At 66.6% G+C, this 18,484-nt stretch carries 12 protein-coding genes and 2 pseudogenes; 8 read left to right on the forward strand and 6 right to left on the reverse strand.

What is annotated here, in order from left to right:
* Positions 1–39: 39 nt before the first annotated feature.
* Complete coding sequence (locus KDJ86_RS19170; protein WP_291749595.1) at positions 40–843, forward strand: FadR/GntR family transcriptional regulator; 804 nt, start codon at positions 40–42, stop codon at positions 841–843.
* 144 nt (positions 844–987) lie between these two features.
* Positions 988–1,899 (forward strand): S1 family peptidase, encoded by a 912-nt coding sequence (locus tag KDJ86_RS19175; RefSeq protein ID WP_291749598.1) that lies wholly within the window; start codon positions 988–990, stop codon positions 1,897–1,899.
* Between the two features lie 66 nt (positions 1,900–1,965).
* Here the strand turns inward: KDJ86_RS19175 and KDJ86_RS19180 are convergent, their stop codons facing one another.
* Complete coding sequence (locus tag KDJ86_RS19180) at positions 1,966–8,862, reverse strand: nSTAND1 domain-containing NTPase (protein ID WP_291749601.1); 6,897 nt, start codon at positions 8,860–8,862, stop codon at positions 1,966–1,968.
* Positions 8,859–10,445, reverse strand: a complete 1,587-nt coding sequence (locus KDJ86_RS19185) for a toll/interleukin-1 receptor domain-containing protein (RefSeq protein ID WP_291749603.1) — start codon at positions 10,443–10,445, stop codon at positions 8,859–8,861. Before KDJ86_RS19185 ends, KDJ86_RS19180 begins: the two co-directional genes overlap by 4 nt.
* A gap of 223 nt (positions 10,446–10,668) precedes the next feature.
* Here KDJ86_RS19185 and KDJ86_RS19190 point away from each other — a divergent pair, with 223 nt between their 5' ends.
* Positions 10,669–12,465 (forward strand): trypsin-like peptidase domain-containing protein, encoded by a 1,797-nt coding sequence (locus KDJ86_RS19190; RefSeq protein ID WP_291749606.1) that lies wholly within the window; start codon positions 10,669–10,671, stop codon positions 12,463–12,465.
* 10 nt (positions 12,466–12,475) lie between these two features.
* Here KDJ86_RS19190 and KDJ86_RS19195 read toward each other — a convergent pair whose 3' ends face one another.
* Together KDJ86_RS19195 and KDJ86_RS19200 are read right to left on the reverse strand one after the other, a co-directional pair.
* Positions 12,476–14,443: a DUF2207 domain-containing protein gene (locus tag KDJ86_RS19195; RefSeq protein WP_291749610.1), complete on the reverse strand. Its 1,968-nt coding sequence runs from the start codon at positions 14,441–14,443 to the stop codon at positions 12,476–12,478.
* Positions 14,440–15,009 carry a LemA family protein gene (locus KDJ86_RS19200; RefSeq protein WP_291749612.1) on the reverse strand — a complete coding sequence of 190 codons (570 nt, stop codon included), beginning with the start codon at positions 15,007–15,009 and terminating at the stop codon, positions 14,440–14,442. Before KDJ86_RS19200 ends, KDJ86_RS19195 begins: the two co-directional genes overlap by 4 nt.
* A 159-nt stretch (positions 15,010–15,168) precedes the next feature.
* Here KDJ86_RS19200 and KDJ86_RS19205 point away from each other — a divergent pair, with 159 nt between their 5' ends.
* The 4 genes from KDJ86_RS19205 to KDJ86_RS19220 all read left to right on the forward strand — a co-directional run bounded on the left by KDJ86_RS19205 (position 15,169) and on the right by KDJ86_RS19220 (position 17,455).
* Positions 15,169–15,648: a nuclear transport factor 2 family protein gene (locus KDJ86_RS19205; RefSeq protein ID WP_291749615.1), complete on the forward strand. Its 480-nt coding sequence runs from the start codon at positions 15,169–15,171 to the stop codon at positions 15,646–15,648.
* Positions 15,649–15,773: 125 nt separating this feature from the next.
* Positions 15,774–16,415 carry a ParA family partition ATPase gene (gene parA / locus KDJ86_RS19210; RefSeq protein WP_291749618.1) on the forward strand — a complete coding sequence of 214 codons (642 nt, stop codon included), beginning with the start codon at positions 15,774–15,776 and terminating at the stop codon, positions 16,413–16,415.
* Positions 16,416–16,523: 108 nt separating this feature from the next.
* Positions 16,524–16,967, forward strand: a complete 444-nt coding sequence (locus KDJ86_RS19215; protein ID WP_291749620.1) for a nuclear transport factor 2 family protein — start codon at positions 16,524–16,526, stop codon at positions 16,965–16,967.
* A gap of 41 nt (positions 16,968–17,008) precedes the next feature.
* The gene (locus KDJ86_RS19220) at positions 17,009–17,455 is read left to right on the forward strand and encodes a nuclear transport factor 2 family protein (protein ID WP_291749622.1); all 447 of its coding nucleotides are present in this window, start codon (positions 17,009–17,011) and stop codon (positions 17,453–17,455) included.
* 73 nt (positions 17,456–17,528) lie between these two features.
* On the opposite strand, the gene KDJ86_RS19225 is transcribed toward KDJ86_RS19220, so the two are convergent.
* On the reverse strand, positions 17,529–17,741 hold the full coding sequence (locus KDJ86_RS19225; protein WP_291749625.1) for a DUF4170 domain-containing protein: 213 nt from the start codon (positions 17,739–17,741) through the stop codon (positions 17,529–17,531).
* A gap of 31 nt (positions 17,742–17,772) precedes the next feature.
* Positions 17,773–18,372: pseudogene (locus KDJ86_RS19230) on the reverse strand (isocitrate lyase); the annotation flags it as partial.
* Between KDJ86_RS19230 and ccsA the strand changes: the two are divergent.
* A pseudogene (gene ccsA / locus KDJ86_RS19235) lies at positions 18,358–18,484 on the forward strand (cytochrome c biogenesis protein CcsA); the annotation flags it as partial. The pseudogenes KDJ86_RS19230 and ccsA sit on opposite strands and share 15 nt — an antisense overlap.

Here is an 18,484-nt window from a genome sequence, read left to right on the forward strand (position 1 = left end):
GCTCCGGAATCGAAGGACCGCGAGCAAGGAAAGGCCGCGATGGCGATAGGCGTCGAGGATCAGGGCTCCATCATCGTTCCGCCCCGCCCGCAACCGGAACGGCGGCTGAAGCGCACCGACGACATCGCCGAAGGCATCAAGGACCTCATCGTCGAGCAGTCGCTGTCGCCCGGCGACCGCCTGCCGAACGAACGCGAGCTGATCGACCAGTTCAAGGCGTCGAAGAGCACGGTCCGCGAAGCGCTCAAGTCGCTCGAGACGCAAGGCCTGATCCGCTCGCGCACCGGCCCCGGCGGCGGGACCTTCGTCGGCCAGCTGTCGCGTAGCCGGGCGATGGAGCTGCTTGGCAACTATTTCTTCTTCCGCCAGCCATCGATCGGCGACATCTATGCGGTGCGGATCGAGCTTGAGCCGGAACTGGCGGCGAGCGTGGTCGGCCATCTCACCAGCGCGGACTACGAAACGCTGGAGCGTACGATGAACCTCTACGAGCGGCCGCCGCGCGACCGGGGCGAGGAATACCGGCAGCGGCTCGCCGAGCTCGACTTCCATTCGGTGCTGGCCGAGCTGTCGCCCAACCCGATCCTCGGCTTCATCTGCGGCTTCATGCACAACCTGCTGCGCAACCTGACGATCTGCCGACAGATCTACGCCTCGCCCAACCCGGATCTCCGGGAACAGGGGCTGCATTACCAGATCAGCCTGATCCGGGCGCTGAAGGACGAGGACGCCGAATCCGCCCGGCGAATCATGCGCGAGCATATGGAGATGGCACGACGCTCGATGGAGCAGTCGGAAGCCATCGTCACGCGCGGCTTTCTCAGGCTCGACCGCAAGCCGTGACGGAATTCATGGCGCAACCATGCCCCGCCGATCTCGGGCGGAGAGATTGACAAGCACGGGCCGCTGCCGTTTTTTCGCCGTCGAGCCGGGCTAAGGCGGCGGCCAGGCGGGCAATTCCCTTCGACCCACCAACTGGAGAAGACTATGAACAAAGCGCAGTATCTGGGGTTCGGCTCGGCAGCGCTGGTTGCAGCGATGCTGACCGTTCCGGGCCTGGCCACTGCTGAAATTTCGTCCGACTTCATCGTGGGCGGCACGCCCGCGCAGGAAGGTGCGTGGCCCTGGCAGGTCCGCCTTCTGGATGATTTCGACGTCCGTTCCGGCTTTTGCGGCGGTTCGCTGATCGCCGACCAATGGGTGCTCACCGCCGCCCATTGCGTCGTCCAGGGCGGCCAGACGGTCGACAGCGTCGTCATCGGCTATGGCAGCATCTACCAGAGCGACCTGAAGATGGTGGGGAGCGAGAAGATCATCGTCCATCCCAACTATCAGAAGGAGAATCACGCCGACATCGCCCTGATCAAGCTGGCAGAGCCGGTTTCGGGCGCGACGTTCATCGACATCGCCGACCCGTCGACCGAAGACCAGCTGGTCGCGCCGGGCGATGAGCTCACCGTCACCGGCTGGGGGGCGCTGTGGGACTTCGAGGGCTTCGAGGAAGCGCTCTACAGCCGCGGCGGCCGCGCCGAGGTCGATACCCACGAGCTGCTCAACGCCAATGCGCTGATGTCGCCGGAACAGCTGCACCAGGTGACGGTGCAGGCGATCTCGTCCGACGAATGCAAGGCCGCCTACGAAGCCTATGGCGCGGCGACCGACACGTCCTTCTCCATCGCGCCGACCGAGCTTTGCGCCGGCAGCCCGAGCGGCGCCAAGGACTCCTGCTACGGCGACAGCGGCGGTCCGCTGGTTGCCAAGGCGGATAACGAGCTCGGCTATATCCAGGTCGGCGTCGTGAGCTGGGGCAGCCAGTGCGGCAACCCGGTGCTGCCGGGCGTCTATAATCGGCTGTCGCAGTTCCGCGGCTGGGTCCACGAGCAGATGGACGCCAACTGAGCGACGATCCCTTCGCTTTTGCGAGAACAAGGCGCGGCTCCCACCGGGGCCGCGTCTTTTTTTGCGCTACCAGAGGCCGAGGATGCGGTCGGCCAGCGCCTGGTCGACAAGGACGAGGTTCGTCCTTTTCCGATTCTTCGCGGCGTCCTGAACCGCGAGGATCTCGTCGCTCGCCAGATCGAGCGCGGCTAGCTCCGCGGTCGCGGCATCCGCCTCTTGGTTGCGTCCCTCCGCCGCGAAGAGCTCGGCCGCGACAGAGAGATGCATGCCGCGCGTCAGTCGATCGCCGGACAGTTCGGCGAGGTCGCGATGCGCCTCCGCGACATCGAGCGCCGCCGCCTTGGACGCAAGCCAAAGGAAGGTCTTGCGCCAGTCGTCGTCGTTGCCGATCTCCGGCCGCAGAAGATCCGATATTTCGCCATAGGCCTCCTTGAGGCTGAGCGCCGAGAACGTTGTCCTGAGGTCGCTGGCCGAAACGAAATCGGGACGAACCGAGCCGATCATGATCGCCAGGTTGTTGTAGGCAACCGGGAGCCCGGCCTCGGCCGCCGGGATCAGGAGCCCAAGGATTGCCGCCTGGTCAGGCTCGGCGCTCTTGCTCAGTCCCCTGGCGCGATTGAACATGTCGCGCGGAGAATCGCCGGCGCAGGCCGCCATCACCAGCCCCACGTCGATCTCGCCGAAGCCGACCGGACGCGTGGTGCGGGTGACGTCATTGGGATGCGCGGCAAGACGGTCGCATTCGGTCGGGTCGCCATTGGCGCCGTCGGCGATGCGGAGCGGCGCGCCGGCCTGCGCCGCGGTGAAGCCCCAATAATAGTCGGCCCGCGTATCGAGGGGCCAGGTCGACCCTTCGCGAAGCAGGCCGCGTTCCGCGGCACGGTCCCGCACCGACTCCCGCTGGCGGGCGAGCGAGAACGCGTCGAACGTGAGATCGGCGAGCCGGGCGGCATCATAGTCCGGGTCGCCCGGCTGCGGACCGAATCCGGTAAGCGCCGGATCGCGAAGATCGCGGGCCATGGCGTTCTCGAGCACCCGAACCTCGCCGTCCATCACCAGCCGGCGCCGATATTCGCCGAGATCGGCAAAGGCGGGATCGGCGATCGCCTGCTCGAATGCCTGGACAGCCTTGGTCAACAGCGGCCCACTCGCCGAGGCCGCGAATTTGCGGCCATAGGCATTGCCGAGGACCGCCCGGTCCCATGGCGTGAATGCCGTGTCCCGCGCGAATTCGAAATCGGCGATAGCGCCGTCGAGCCAGGCCTCGAACCGGGCAGGATCGGGAGAAGCCAGCTCTTCGTCGGCCAATGTGCTCAGCCAGAAACGGAGCCGCCCGCGGATCACCGACAGGCGGTCGCGCTCGGCGCCCGCGGCGTTATCCAGAAGAAGCGAGAGGAACCGTTCGGCCGCCGCCAGCTCGTCGAGATGGGCCGCCGCTTCGTCCTGACCGACGGCGTTCAGGTGGCTCTGCCAATCATAGTCCCAGAAATCGAATTTCAGGTCTCCGAGAGCCGCGAAGTCGATCCCTGCCGGATCGGCCGCGGCCAGTGTCTCGACGGATTGCCGCAAGGCGTCGCGCAACGCGGCATTTGCCTCGCCTTCCAGGGGCGCTCCGGCTTCCGAATCGACGATGAGAAGCACCGCGGATGCCGCGGCGGAATCGGCGTCCGACGCGCCCGCCGCCCGCAGCTTGCTCCGCAGCCTCTCGACCGTCGCGAGCCGCCCGGCCATTCCGGCTTCGTCGGAAAGCGTTATCGCTGACCCGGCGGCCATGCGCAGCGCCCGGCGATAGTGCTCCGCGGCCGCTCCGGGATCGGTCGCCACGGTCTCGTTGCCGAGTTCCTCCTCGACGACGGCGGCAAGGACGGAAATTGCGTCGGGATCGGCACCCGCCTGCTCAAGGCCCGAAAGCCAGGACGAAACCTCGGCGAGCGGGACGGGATCGCCAAGCGCCGGTCCGGCCGCCGGCGCTTCCGTCGTCAGCTTGTCGTAGACGTCGACGACCACGTCGTCGGAGAGGATCCGGGCGAGCGCCGCGCGGCGCGCCACGATCGGCACCGGGATGCGCGGTTGCGCACCGCCCGCGAGGCGGAACTGGTTCTCCGCCCGGGCGTAGTGAAGCAGCGCGTCGGCAAGCGTCGATTCGTCGGGGAGCTTCCGCTCGGCCATGACAGCCAGCAACCAGTGATCATAGGGATCGTAGCCGCCTGCCCGGTTGGCATAGATCGACGCCAGGTCGTCGGGGATCGAAGCACCCGCGGTCAGCTGCTGTATCATCGCCTCGGTCGGGAAGACGGCAAGCCGCGGATCATGCGCGGCGATCGCGTTGGCGGTGTCAGGCGCGGTTGCCGACAGGACGGTGATCAACCGGGCAAGCGCATAGGGGTCCGCCGGCGCCAGCTTCAGCAGGTCCAGCACCCCTTCCCTGCCTTCGGTATTCGCCGCTTCGACCAACGCCTCGCCTTCCGGCGTTGTCCGGCAGGAGCGGCGCGCGGTGTTCAGGGCCTCGCCGAATTCGGCGCTGTCGGCGGCACGGGCCATGATCGCGAGCGCGGTCCGGCACGCCGTCGCGCCGCCCGCATCCGCGCCACCGTTGCGACGCTTGCCAAGCATCTGGAAGACATTCTGGAACTGGCCGGCGGCGTCATCGGGCGAGCGCTGCTCCCGCATGATCGTCAGGGCCAGGAGGTCGCGGTCGGCAGGCAGCGCGGGCGGTTCGACGAAGACCTCCGGCCCGTAATCCACCGATACCGCTTCGCCGTCGCCAAGCTGCCCGAGCAGATTGATCCATGGAACGGCGAATACCTGGGTCAGCCGGCCGTCGTCGCCGATGGCATAGCCGACCGAGCGCTTCCAGTAGTCGAGGCCTTCGCGATCGTCGCCGGCATTCGCGACGAGGCGGCCATTGGCCGCCGATAGCCTGATCGCGCCGAAACTCGAGAGACCGGTCTCGACCCGACCGATCTCCTTCGGCCCGCCATTCTCGATCGCGTAGACCGTGATCCGGCCGTCGGTGGCGGCAACCGCGAACCGCCCATCGCCAAGGGCCGCAATGTCGGCAATCGCGTTGTTCTCGATCTGCCCGAGCCGCCGCAACTGGAAGGCATCGTCACCCTCGACCGAAAGAACCAGCAGCCCGGTACTGCCCCAGACGAACAGGGCGGCCGTCGAGGGGTCGGTGGTGAAGCCGCGCAGCTCACCGATATCCTGCCAAAGGTCGTCGGCCACTACCACCTGGTCAATGGCGCCCTCCGTCCCGCTTCCCTGGCGGATCCTGAGCAACGCCCCGCTCGGACCACGTGCCATGAAGCTCCCGCCAGCGTCATCGAGCGGCGACAGGCCGGACAGCGCGTTGATCCGGCGAGCATTGTCGCCGCCGAGCGTGCTCGCCCGCCATTCGACCTCGCCGCCGCGCGCGACAAAGGCATGTTCGCCGTGGTTCGTGGTCAGCAGCAGCGTGTCGCCATCCGGCGAGAAAGCGGCGGAGACGAAGGTGCAATCGCCAAGTGACTTGTCGGGGCCGGCGCGGCAGAAGATCGGGACCGGGGTGTAGCTCTCGTCGACAACGAATTTCCCGAGCTCCGGACGATAGAGATAGACAAGCGCCTCGGTCTCCGAAATCTGGACCACCCTGAAACTTTCCTCGCCGACATGGCTGGTGAGGATCGTCTCGCTGACGTCGATCCCGGGATCGAGATCAGCTTCGAGCTTGGCTATTCGCGGCAGTGCCCGGGCGGCGAAAAGCTGGGCGACGTGCTCCCGGGTCAATTCGGCCGGATATCCGGTTCCGGTCGTCGCTACCGTCACATACGGCGTCCCGAATCCTTCGGGCCCCCATTGCTTCGGCTCGAAGCGCCTGAGCGTGTCGGTCCACTCGCCGTTGACGCGGGTAAGCTTGCGCGTCCAGAGGTCGTTCAGCACCCAGGGCGCATCCGCCGGACGCGCCTTGCCGTCCGAGGCTATCTCCACGACGATCTCGATCGACGGCTGGACCCCGCCGGTGCTGTGCGCGGTATGCAGCCGTATCCGGGGCTGGGTCCGGCCATGCCAGAGGACCTCCCCGTCGTTGCGATCGACCAGGAGGAGGCAGGAGAGCGGATCGACCGCGGGGCCAGGCGTCGGATTATCGCAGTCTCCGGCTGTCGCATGGACAGCGATATAGCGGCCGTCGACGGTGACGACGGCGTCATCGACGCTCCCCAGACCGCCAAACGCCGTCCGGCTCCCTTCGGCATCCATGCCGATCAACTGTCCGTCGACGACGGCATAGAGCACGTCGTCGACGATGCCGGCGATCCGCAGGGGCGGCATGCCGATTGCCGGATCGGCGAGCTCGAGATCGACAACCCTCGACCATTTCGACCAGTCATCGCTCTCCCGATCGAGGATCATCACGCGCGGGATGCTGTTGGTGCCGTCGAACGCCTTGGCGGCATAGACAATGTAAATCCGCTCGCCGACCGGGTCGTAGCCGATATCGTCGATGCGCTCGGCCTCGCCCTCCGACCCGTCGGTGTAGCGGGCAAAATCGCCGCGTTCGCCGAAGGCGGCCCAGAGATTTCCATCACCCGTCACGACAACGCCAACCGGAATGTCCGGGCCGATCAGCGCGGCGCCGACCGGCGTCTTCTCGTAGGCCGTCGGCGAGTCGGGCATCGGGTATCGGGCGACGACCCGGCCGAGCAGGTCGATGACCCGGAGATAAGGGGTCTGGTTGTCGACATCCGACCAGTTGATGACGATCGAGAGCCCCGGTCCGCCCGGTGGATTGCGCCAGCGGCTGACATCGCCCCAGCCCGGCAGGGTCGTCTCGGGAATTGTCGCATTCGCCATGGTCGCCTGGAACGCGAAGGCCGGGCGCAGCAACTCGACCGTCGCGAGATTCTCGACGGTCGCGTCGCTCGAGTCGCTGACATAGGCCGATTCCGCGGCGCGCGACAGCAGGCTCCCTGCGGTCGGGATAGCGCTGGTCGATTGCTCCACGCCGACATGGAAGGTTCCAATCCGGCCGGCAAATTGCTGGGCGATCAGCTTGGCATTGGCGCGCGAGGCTTCTTCCTGGGCAAGCCTCGCCTCGGCCGCCGATTGCGCGGCCTCCAGCGCCTTCTCCTCGGCAACGACGCGCAGGCGCTCGGCCTCCGCCTTCTCCTGGCGGGCAATCGCTGCCTGCTCCTCGGCCCGCTGACGCTGCCGTTCGGCTTCCTGACGCTGATCCTCGGCCAGCTGGCGCTGGCGCTCAGCCTCCAGACGCTGGTCCTCGGCCAGCTGGCGCTGGCGCTCGGCCTCCTGGCGCTGTTCGTCGGCGATATCGGCCTGTTCAGTGGCGATGGTCGCCTGCTGGTTCGCCTCGCGCCAGAGATAGATGGCGGCCCCGGCGCCGACCGCCGCCAGCACCACCGCCGCCGCCAGCGCGGCGCTCAACCGCTTGAACCGCCCGCCGGTTCGCGCCGCCTCCTCGGCTTCGATGAGCTTGCGCTGATCCTCCTCCTCGCGCGCCTTCTGCTCGGCCTCGGCCGTCTGGCTGTCTTCGAGGAACTTCCTCGCTTCCTCGAAATTGTTGCCGTAGCGCGCGGCCCAGGCCTCGCTCGGATTCGCCCGCGTCCACCAGGCGACGAGGTTGTCGAGGTCCAGCCCGGTGAGCAGACCGCCGGCGCCCGCCTCGAAGCGCTCGGCCCGCGACAGGAGCTGGTTCCAGGCGTCGGCCGACTGGGCCTCGTCATCAAGGCATCCGGAGAGGCGCCGCCACTGACGGATCAGGCTCTCATGGGAGATATCGATGATGGTGTCGTCGTCGAGCGCCTCGGGTTCCGGCGGGGTCAGGAAATTGACCCCGGGAACGCGAAATGCATCGACGACAGCGGCGACCGAATCGCGCCGGTCGCCCGCGAGCTCGACCAGTTCGGCGAATCGGGTCGGCCGGCGGACCGCGTCGATCACCGTCCGTCCCGTCACCAGACTGCGGAAGACGGTGTCGATCACGTCGGCATGGGCCGGATCGATGCCCGCGGCGACCTCGTCGGCGTGACGGTCGAGAGCGCCGCCAAGCTGCCCGGCGGCCTCGTAATCGGCCAGGGTGAGGACGATATTCTCTTCGTTGCGCGACCGCGCCCGTTGCCACAGCAGGTTGAGCACATGCTGCATGAGTGGCAGCTGGTCGGCGCGCCGGCCGAGCCGCCGTCGCTGGTCTGCGCCGCCTCCGGCATCCCAGGGCGCGAAATCGGTGAGGTCGTTGAGCAGCCGGTTGACCAGCGCTTCCTCGATCTCGAAACCGCAGACGCCGGCCGGTCCGTCGATCGCCTGGCGGCACTCCTCGCGGGTCATGCGCGGGGTGAGATAGAGGCCGCGATTGATGAATTCCGGCAGGGCTTCGATCAGCGTGCAGGCGCCGAGATATTCGGAGCGCATGGTGATCACGACATAGAGCGGCAGCCGCGCCTCGCGCGCCGCCTCGATCAGCAGGGCGACGAAGGCCTCGGCCTCCTCGCGCCCGGAATAATCCTCGTAGCGGAAGAGCTCCTCGAACTGGTCGACGAGGACCATGAGGTTGGCGCCGTCCGGCAGATGCCCGGCCTCGTACCATTCGACCAGCGAGCGGGGCCCCCGGCGCAGGAAGGAGGAGAGGATCTCGATCTCCCCCTCGTCCGGCTCCTCGATGCCCTGAAGCCCGAGAAGCGCGACGGCGAGCGAGCGGATCGGATGACCGCGCGGACGGAGATCGGCGATCTGCCAGTCGGACCCGGCCGAGGCGAGGAAGCCGAGTTCCAGCGCGTTGAGCAGACCCGTGCGCACCAGGGACGACTTGCCGCTGCCGGAGGTGCCGAGGACCGCCAGGAAGCGGCTCGCGGCAAGGGTGTCGACCATCTGGTCGACGCAGTCCTCGCGACCGAAGAAGAGATCGAACTCGTCGCGGGTGAACGGCCGCAGACCGGGGTAGGCGATGCGCCCCGTGATCGTCTCGATCATGAGGCCAGGTCCAGGACCACGCTATCGACGAGTTCAGGTGAAAGGCCCGCCCGGGCGTCGATCTCGTCGACCTCGGGCAGCGCGATGCCGAGCGGCGGCTTTTCCGCCGGCGGGCAGTTGAGGATCTTGAATTTCCGCGGCGGCCGGTCGCGATCACGCTTCAGCTTGTTGTAGAGCATGATCTGGTTGCGCACCCAGAAGTTCTTCGCCGCTCCGTAGATCAGCACCACCGAGCCGCATTCGCGCCAGCTCCGCTCGAGGTCCTGGCGGACATCCTTGGCGTCGCCATAGGGCTGGGAGAGCATCACCGGCACCTTCTGGTTCCGCATCTTCTCGAACAGCGCCTCGGCGACCGACTGGTCGGTGGCGTCGGCATTGATGAAGATCGGCGCGTCGTCGAAATCCTCGACCACCGGCTCGGGCTTCGGCGGCGGCTCGGTCGCGAGCTTCCGGATCTGGGCCTTGAAGGACTCGAAGCCGATGGCGGCGACCTTCTCGCCGAACAGGAAGGCGCGGTGCGCCTCGTCGGCGACGTCGTCGGCGACGAGGTCAGGCGAGCGCCACTGGAGAATCCTGCGGCCGGCCGCCTCGGCGAGCTGGTACTGGGCGGCGAGATAGCCCTCGGGCATGTCGCGCGGACGCCGTCCGGAGGTCCGGCCGAGCAGTTGGACGAACAGGTCGCTCTTCGCCAGATCCTGTTCGACCGCCGCTTTGAAGTCGGCCGATCCCTGCGGATAGAAATCGGTCGGCAGGTTCGGAATGCCGCACTGGTCGAGATAACTGACGAGTTGCTCGCGATCGGCCTCGAGGTCTTCCGTGACCTGGGCGATCATCACGGTCTTGACGTTCTCGTCCGCCGCGGGGCCGCCGGGGGCCGCCTCTTCGGGCGCCGGTGCATAGGCCGGCGCCGCTGGGACGGGCTCGGGCGCGGCGGGATGCATCATGGCCGGGGCGGGCGCCGGTGGCGGCGGCGCGACAGCCGTTTCCTCCGCCGGCGCCTGCGGCGTGGTCGGGACCGCGATCGGCGAAAGCGGCGGCGCCGCTCCCTGCTTCCGCATCGCCACCAACTGGCTGCGAATCTGTTCGGCGAGCTTCTGGAGAAGCACGTAGTAGAGATCGCTGTTGAGCTGCTGGGTGACCGTCAGGGGGATATCGTCGGCGGGGTCGCGCTGCCAGAAATTGATCCGGTAATAGTCGTTGAGCGGGTCCGGATAGCGATCGCCGGGATCGAGCGGCAGGCGCTCGACGGCGAAGAGCCGCCGGGGATCATTCGAAGTCTCGATGAAAGCCGCCAGTTCGTCCCTGGTCCATTGGCGATTGATATAGCTCGGCGAACCGATGGCCAGGAACACGGCCGAGCCCCGGACGTTCTGCAATATCTCGTCGAGATGATGGTTGGCGCGCAGGCGTTTCGAATCGAAGAATATCTTCACCTCGTCGCCGCGCCCGAGACGCTGCTTCAGCGCGATGCCCAGATATTTGGCAAGCTTGTCGACCCACGCGCCGCCGAAGACGTCGACCTCGTTGTCGGCGTGCGCGTAGCTGATGAAGACATCGTTCTGATAACCAGGCACAAACGCCATGGCCTGCCGAATTCCTTTGGTCCATCCAGGCGATTGGAACGTGCCTAGCCTACCCGATATCCTTGGTTTCGCAAGCGAAACGCGCTAACGCTGGGCGGCTTGCCGGGAATCTGAAAAATGGCAGAAAGAGCCGCCGGATTGCCGGTTTTTCGGCACGCTTGAGCCCCAACAGCGCCGGTATTGGCACCTACTAGCCTCGGGCGCACGAGACGGAGCATATGAGATGGATTTCAGCGTCAGCATCGAGTCGTTGGGCGGCGGCGCAATCGTCAAGGGCCCGGCGGGCACGCCGGCCGACAGCTCCGGGGGAATCGGTTTCGATCCCGGCAAGGACGAAATCGTCTTCGGCCGCGAGCCGGCATCCGATGTCGTCTTCGCGCCGGAGGACCGGATCGTCAGCCGCAAGCATTTCCGTCTCTACCGGCAGCCGTCGGGCCATTACGCGATCGAGGTCTTCGGCAACCGCTATGTCGCGCTGAACGGCACGCCAGCCAGCTCGGGCGAGCACGTTTCGGACGGAGACATACTCCAGCTCGGCAGCAAGGATGGCCCGAAGCTTAAGCTGCGCCTCAAGGAGGTCGCGGACGCAGGCGGCATGGACCGCACGCTGACCCAGGCGAAGGTGGTTCGCTCGGGCGTCCAGTTCAAGCAACTGCGCCGGGTCGTCGGATCGCTTGCCATCGTCGTGCTCGTCGCCGGCGTCGGCGGCTATTTCTATCTCGACCAGCAGGCCGGCCGGCTCGATGCGCTGGCGACGCTGCAGGAGGCGATCGGCAAGAAGGTCTCGGCCGACTTCAGCAGCGAGCTGGTCGCCCGCATGAAGGATTCGGCCTATGCCGTCGTGCTGGTCGGCAAGGATGGCTCCCGCACCCTGCTCGGCACCGCATGGCCGGTCGGCGAGGGCATGGTCGCCACCAATGCCCATGTCGCCGCCCAATACGACCCGCGCGGAACGCGGAAGCTGCTCGTGATCCATCCGGGCAACACCATCGTCCACACCGTAACGGCCGCCTGGATCCATCCCGGTTACGCGGCGCTGAAAGATTTCCGATCCAAGGAAAGCCGGGCCGATCCCGATTTCAAGGCGGCCTTCGAGGGCCTGCCGCAACCGTCCGGCTTCGACGTCGCCGTGCTCGACGTCGACAACGCCGACAAGCTCGGCGCGCCGCTGGAACTCGCCTCTCCGGAAGAGATCGCCGCGCTCGGGCCCGGCGCCAAGCTCGCCTATGTCGGCTATCCGGTGGAGGGCACCACCGGGCAGCGGACGGCGGCCGACAATCCCGAGCCGCTGGCCAAATTCGGCTATGCCAGCTCGATCACCGACTTCTTCCTGTTCAACACCGATCCGGCGCGAGCCTACCTGATTCGCCACAGCATCCCGGCAACGGGTGGCGCCAGCGGCAGCCCGATCTTCAACGAGCAGGGCCACGTCGTCGCGATTCTCTCCGGCGGAACCGTCTTCGACACCGGCGGTGCCCGGCAGCCGAGCGCCGTGCTCGAGAACTTCGCCCAGCGCGCCGATCTGCTGAATGCCCGCCTCGATCCCGGCGTCACCTTCAACGTCGAAGACGCGGTCGCCTACTGGCATGATACGGTCCTGCCCCGCTTTGGCCGCCATCGCCAGCAGATCGTCGCCGATGCCGCCGCGGCGCTGGAAGACGCCGCGCCCGGCCAGAAGGCCGTCGAGACGCTGCACCTCAAGTCTTCGCTCGGTGACCGCGATGCGGTCGCGGCCGGTCCGGTGCTCTATCGCGAGCATGAGATCAGCGTCGAGCCCGGCAAGCATTACAGCATCGTCGCCTATGGCGAGCTCGGCCGTCCGCTTTCGATCCGCCTGTTCAGGGGCGACGAGGCCGTCGGCTTCGCCGGCACGGGAACCTCCTTCGCGACGGTCGAATTCGTCGGCGAGGCGAACGAGACGCTGACGGTGCGCGTGCTCGGCGAGAAGAATGATCCGGTCGACTACGAACTCTTCGTCATGGTCGCCGAGAACGCGAATACCGCGGAACAGACGAACTAGGACCAGGGCGTCACCAGCCGCCGCCGCCACCTCCGCCGCCGCCGCCGCCCGAGCCGCCTCCTCCGCCGCCGCCGGAGAAGCCGGAGGATGACGACTTGGGCGCCGGGATCGAGCTGGCGAACGAGCTCTGGGCAGACGAAACCGTCGAAGCGACCGAGCTGGCAAAGCTGTGGCCGCTCCATCCATGTCCGCCATGCCAGACCGGATTGTAGCTGCTGGTGACGGTCTTGCCCGGATTGGTGCGGGCAAAGGCCGTCTCGAAGGCCTCCGACCACGGCTTCTCGACATCCAGCGCCACCGCATAAGGGAGCAGCCGCTCGAACTGCCCGGTGTCGAGATCGGGGGCGTCCTTGTAGTTCATGCGCTCCGATTCGGCCGTCCGGATGTAGAGCTCGAGGCCCTCGATCTGGTCCATCACGGCCCGGCCGGCCGCCGTCGGTGCCCGCAGCAGGTAGAAGAAGATCCCGTTCATCGCCGCGAAACCGCCGACCAGGACCAGCGGGAAGCCGTTGCGGGCGATCGCCGAGAGCACGCTTTCGCCGAAGCCGGTCGGAAGGCTGCTCACCATGTTGCCGAAGGTCGAGAGGATGCCGAATCCGATGAAGCCGAGGACGAGCAGGTTGAAGCCGATGGCGAAGATCGAGCCGACCTTCCGCGGTCCGAACAGGGCGCGCACGAGGGGAATGATAAACACGCCGAGGAAGACGCCGACCATGACCGAGGCGACGAGCAGCCCGATCTCGGCATCCGGAAGGTCACCGAAGAACAGAACGCCGGCGCAGACGAGCGCCGTCAGGATCAGGCCGACGACGAAATAGCCGAGATTGCGCCGAAAGAAGCGGTTCCGGTTCTCGCCCTCGACAGCACTCTTGAAACGACTGAACGCGCTGGCCAGGCTCTTGCCGTTCGCCTTGTCGATCGTCACCTTGCCGCCCTTCCCCGCGACCCAGTTGAAGATCGCATTCTCGCCCGGTGGCAGCTTCGCGGCCGGTTTCGGCGTCTCGGTGCGGCTGAGGACGATGTCGCCGCCCGAATCGTTGAAGATCAGCAGCCCCTTCGTCGCAAGCGACAGCGCGGCGGCGGTGAACTCCCGCCATCCGCCGCTCCAGCCGAAGTCGCGAACGTATCCGGCGAGCGCCGGGGAGATGCCGCTCGGCGGATGGAAGAGCGGGATGATCGTGCCCCTTGGCGGGTCGCGTCCGACCGCGTTCCACGAGATCAGGTAGAAGACCAGAACACCGACCAGGCCGATGCCGCCGAGGAGGAAGCGTCGGTTGTCGAGGAACCAGTAGTGGAAAGCCTGCATCCCGCTTGGCGGAGAGACCAGGCCATCCGGAATCTGGAGCACCACCGACAGTCCCTCGCGCGGCGGAAGCGTCGCCGTCGTTGTCACCCTCAGGCTGTCGTCACCGGTGATCTCGCCGGTGACGGCCTTCCCCTCCTCGCCGTAGCGGCCGGTATAGGCCGTCCAGCGAACCGGGGCGCGGTTGTCCGGCAGGGTGAAAAGCGCCGTCGCCTCGAGGATCGGGAAGGACCAGTCGTTGCCGGTGACGTTCCAGAAGAGCTCGGTATGCTCAGGCAGGAAGCGGATCTGCCGCCCGGTTTCATAGTGGATCCGATAGGTGTAGGTGCCGGGATCGAGATAGATATCGCCGTCACCGACATAGATGCGGATGCCTTCGCTGTTGCTCGCGGTGTGATAGGGCTCCGGCCGGCCGTCACGGGTGATCTCGCGGATCGAGAAGCTCACCTTGTGCACGTTGTCATTCTCGTCGACGAAGGTCAGCGGGACGTCCCGGAAGATGCCGTGCCGTATCTGCGTACCTTCGGCATGGACCCTGATCGTCTCGACGACATCGAGGACGCCGTCCGGCCGGACCTCGACGTTGGCGTCGAAGCGCTCGATGACCTCTTCGGCGGCGGCCGGAACCGAAACGACGAGAAGCGCCGCCGCAAGGCCGGCAAGAAGCGCCCTCATCGCGCGGCCCCGCCGAATTCCACGCCGGGAACCGCCCGTTCGCTCGATTCCATCTCGAAGAAATCGCGACGGCCGAAACCGAACAACCCGGCGATGATGTTGCTCGGGAAGGATTCGACCAGGACGTTGAGATTCCGCGTCGCGCCGTTGTAGTAGCGCCGCGCCATCTGGATCTCGTCTTCGACCGAGGCCAGCGTCTTCTGCAGCTCCAGGAAATTGTCGCTCGCCTTGAGGTCCGGATAGGCTTCGGCGAGCGCGATCAGCTTGCCGATCGCAGCCGACAGCTTTCCTTCGGCGCGCGAGCGCGCGGCGACGTCGCCTTCCGGAATCTTGCCCGCCGCGGCACGGAGCTCCGTCGCCTGGGTGAGCACCTGCTGCTCGTGCGCGGCGTAGCCCTTCACCGTGCTGACGAGGTTGGGAATGAGGTCGGCCCGCCGCTTGAGCTGCACATCGATGCCGCTCCATCCCTCCTCGGCCATCTGCCGCGTCCGGACGAGGCGGTTGAAAAGGACGATGCCATAGACCACGACAACGGCGGCTATCGCCAGGACGATCCAGGTAGCCATTGATCGATCTCCCCGAAAGCCACCCGCGTTTATCATCACTTTCGCCGACAAAGAAGGGCGTGAGGCGCGGCCCCTATCGGTACCCATGGTCGGTCGTTGCGGCGCCGACGACCTGACGGCAGAGTAGGCAGGCGGACAAGGCGAGACGCGGAGATGACAATGACGACGGTCAAGACAGCCCGACGGGGCGGGAAGGCATGGGCGCGCGCCGGGCTGATCACGCTCGCGCTCGCTTTCAACGCTGCGATCGACCATGCATGGGCACAGGATGCCGGCCTCGAAGCCGATGCGCGGGCCGCCATCGTCACGGTTTTCGACGCCCTCGCATCCGGCGATGCCGGACAGGTCCGCCCCCTGCTGGCGCCGGAATTCCAGCTCGTCCGCTCCAACGGCGCCGCCTATGACAAGGAGGAATACCTGGCGCGCAGCATCCCGCATATCGACAGCGAACCGGCGATCAACAACCTGGTGGTCACCCGCAACGGCGATATCGTGGTGACCCGCTTCCGGCTGCGGATCGAGGAGGAGCTCGACGGCAAGAAGGCGGAGAGCGACGCCCCGCAGCTGATCGTCTTCAGGATCACCCCCGGGGCCTGGCAGGTCGTGGCGTCCGCCAATTTCGCCAGGTTGTCGGAGTGAGCGCCGGCAAGCATCGCCGGCCCTGTGCATAACGCCGGCATGCCCCGACCTTTCTTTGGCAAGGCGATTGCTTCGATGTCATGATTGCCCGCTAGGGAGGTCATGCTCCGCGAAAAGGACAGCCCATGCCTGGTGTCATCATCACCATTGCCCAGCAAAAAGGCGGCTCCGGCAAGACGACGGTCGCCGCGCATCTCGCCGTCGCCCTCGGCACGCGCGACAAATCGGTCGCGATCGTCGACGTCGACCCGCAAGGCAGCCTCGGCGAGTGGTTCGAGCGACGCGAGGAGCGCCTCGGCGAAGAGGGAATCGACCTCGAATTCCGGACCGCCAGCGGCTGGGGCGCCCGCCGCGAAGCCCGCAACCTTGCGCGGCACCACGATTTCGTCGTCGTCGACACGCCGCCGAAATCCGATATCGAGATGCGGCCGGCGATCGAGATCGCCGACCTCGTCGTCGTCCCGCTGCAGCCGACGCCGGTCGACCTCTGGGCCACCGAACCGACCCTGCAGATGGTGGCGAAGGAAGGCAACGAGGCGCTTCTCGTGCTGAACCGGGTCGTCCGGCGCGCCCTGCTGACCGCCGAGATGGCCGACGCGACGGGCGGCCTCGGCTATCGCGTCGCCAGGGCGCAGCTCGGCAACCGCGTCGCCTTTCCGTCGAGCATGGGATCGGGCAGCACCGTGATCGAAACCGACCCGAACGGCATCGCGGCCGAGGAAGTGAGGGCCCTGGCGAAGGAGGTGGCGCGCCGGGCGAAGGAATAAGCGGCCTGTGAGGACCATGCGCCGCCGCCGAGCCGCCAGCCTTACATCGCCGAATGGAGGCAGTTATCCTTTCGACGATCCGCCGACGGGGACACGAGGAGGATCAGGATGCGCATTGTGACTGCGACGGCTGCCGTCATGTCTGCCGTGACGGCTTTCGCGGCCGCTCCCGCGAATGCCGGCGATCTTGCCGATCTCAAGGCAGCGCGGGCGAAGCTTGAGACGGCATTCGTCGATCAAGACGCCGAGGCGATCCGCAGCCTGATGACGTCAGACCACGTTGCAGCCACCTACGCGTATGGTGGCGTGCTGGACCTCGACGCGCAGATTGCCTCCATCGGCGACCTCAAGGTGGCCTTTTCCGACGTCAGCGCGCCCATGATCACGCTGTTCGACGCCGAGGGCGCGTATGTCACCTACGAAACGTCGCTCGACGGCACCTATCGCGGCAAGCCCCTGCCTCACCGGGTCTTCGTCTCCGAGATTTGGGTGAAGACCGACGGCCGGTGGCTCGAAAAAGCCTATCAGGAGACGGTGATCGACAGCCCATAGACGGCGGTCGATGACCGGCTCGAACGAGGAGGGACGGACAAATGCAATTCAGCCGAATCGCCGCTGCGGCCGGTGTCGCGATTCTGATCCAGATACTCCCGGCCGGTGCCGAGGACATGACTGTCGCCGATGAGATCAAGGCGGCCAGGATCGCGCTGGACCAGGCTTTCCAGAGGCACGACCGCGCGGCCATCCAAAAGATGGTCACCGCCGACCACCTCGCGGTGACGACCTATTACGGGAAGCCGTTCACGACCGCCGACGAACTGGCCGGCATCACCGAATTCGTCGCGGATTATTTCGATTTCACCGAGGGCGATGTGACGGTCTTCTCGCCCGACGCGGCGATGATCACCTTCGAGAATTTCTACAAGGGCACGTTCCGGGGACGCCCGCTGCCGGAGCACGTCTTCGTCTCCGAGATATGGCTGAAGCAGGGCGGGACCTGGAAGCAGCAGCTCTACCAGGAAACCCCGATCGCCCCCTGACACGCAGGAAGAAGGCGACCGGCGGTTGCCTTGAGGCGAGACCGCCCGTCGCCTTCGCCGGGCCTTCCCGGCCTCAGGCGGCGCGCGCCCGCGAGGCGGTCACCACGATCGAATAGCGGACCGAGGCGAGCGACCGGCTGCCGTCGCTGCGGTCCGACCATGAGCGCAGCGCCTCCTCGTAGCGGGCGAAGGGGCCATAAGCCTCGGCGCCGCCATCGGCCAGCGTGGTGAAGCTCGTGTCGCGGTAGCGTCCGCCGACGACCCAGAATTCATCCTGCATTGTCATTCTCCTTCTTCGATCGTGTTCCGCCCTTTCCTCAGGCGGTTTCCGGTTCTGTCGTCTTCAGGAACTGCTCGGTCTCGGTCGAGCCGGCCATGGCCGTCGTCGAGGACTGGCCGGCCGAGATCGCCATGGCGACGGCATCGAAATAGGAGGTGCCGACCTCACGCTGGTGACGGACGGCGGTGAAGCCGTGGTCCTGCGCCGCGAATTCGCGCTCCTGCAGCTCCGAATAGCCGCCCATGCCGCGATCGCGATAGGCACGCGCCAGCTCGAACATCGACAGGTTCAGGGCATGGAAGCCGGCCAGCGTCACGAACTGGAAGCGATAGCCCATCTCGGCGAGCTGTTCCTGGAAGCTGCCGATCGTCGCTTCGTCGAGCTTGGCACGCCAATTGAAAGACGGCGAGCAGTTGTAGGCGAGAAGCTTGCCGGGGAAGTGACGGTGGATTTCGTCGGCGAATTCGCGCGCCTCGCCGAGATCCGGCTCCGACGTCTCCCACCACAGGAGATCGGCATAGGGCGCATAGGAAAGGCTGCGGGCGATGGCATGGCCGACCGAGTGGGTCTTGCCCTGCTTCAGCTTGAAGAAGCCCTCGGACGTGCGCTCGCCGGAAATCCACTCGGCATCGCGCTGGGCAGCTGGTGGGCCTACTACGAGCTCGGCTGGGGCGGCTGGTGGTTCTGGGACCCCGTGGAGAATGCGAGCTTCATGCCCTGGCTGGTCGGCACCGCGCTGATTCACTCGC

This window comes from Bauldia sp., assembly GCF_020442045.1.
In the GTDB taxonomy this organism is placed as follows: Bacteria; Pseudomonadota; Alphaproteobacteria; order Rhizobiales; family Kaistiaceae; genus Bauldia.

Bases quoted from the DNA above. Each gene is read 5' to 3' on its own strand.
- KDJ86_RS19170 (WP_291749595.1), top strand. From the start codon at position 40: ATGGCGATAGGCGTCGAGGATCAGGGCTCCATCATCGTTCCGCCCCGC.
- KDJ86_RS19175 (WP_291749598.1), top strand. From the start codon at position 988: ATGAACAAAGCGCAGTATCTGGGGTTCGGCTCGGCAGCGCTGGTTGCA.
- KDJ86_RS19180 (WP_291749601.1), bottom strand. From the start codon at position 8,862: ATGATCGAGACGATCACGGGGCGCATCGCCTACCCCGGTCTGCGGCCG.
- KDJ86_RS19185 (WP_291749603.1), bottom strand. From the start codon at position 10,445: ATGGCGTTTGTGCCTGGTTATCAGAACGATGTCTTCATCAGCTACGCG.
- KDJ86_RS19190 (WP_291749606.1), top strand. From the start codon at position 10,669: ATGGATTTCAGCGTCAGCATCGAGTCGTTGGGCGGCGGCGCAATCGTC.
- KDJ86_RS19195 (WP_291749610.1), bottom strand. From the start codon at position 14,443: ATGAGGGCGCTTCTTGCCGGCCTTGCGGCGGCGCTTCTCGTCGTTTCG.
- KDJ86_RS19200 (WP_291749612.1), bottom strand. From the start codon at position 15,009: ATGGCTACCTGGATCGTCCTGGCGATAGCCGCCGTTGTCGTGGTCTAT.
- KDJ86_RS19205 (WP_291749615.1), top strand. From the start codon at position 15,169: ATGACGACGGTCAAGACAGCCCGACGGGGCGGGAAGGCATGGGCGCGC.
- parA (WP_291749618.1), top strand. From the start codon at position 15,774: ATGCCTGGTGTCATCATCACCATTGCCCAGCAAAAAGGCGGCTCCGGC.
- KDJ86_RS19215 (WP_291749620.1), top strand. From the start codon at position 16,524: ATGCGCATTGTGACTGCGACGGCTGCCGTCATGTCTGCCGTGACGGCT.
- KDJ86_RS19220 (WP_291749622.1), top strand. From the start codon at position 17,009: ATGCAATTCAGCCGAATCGCCGCTGCGGCCGGTGTCGCGATTCTGATC.
- KDJ86_RS19225 (WP_291749625.1), bottom strand. From the start codon at position 17,741: ATGACAATGCAGGATGAATTCTGGGTCGTCGGCGGACGCTACCGCGAC.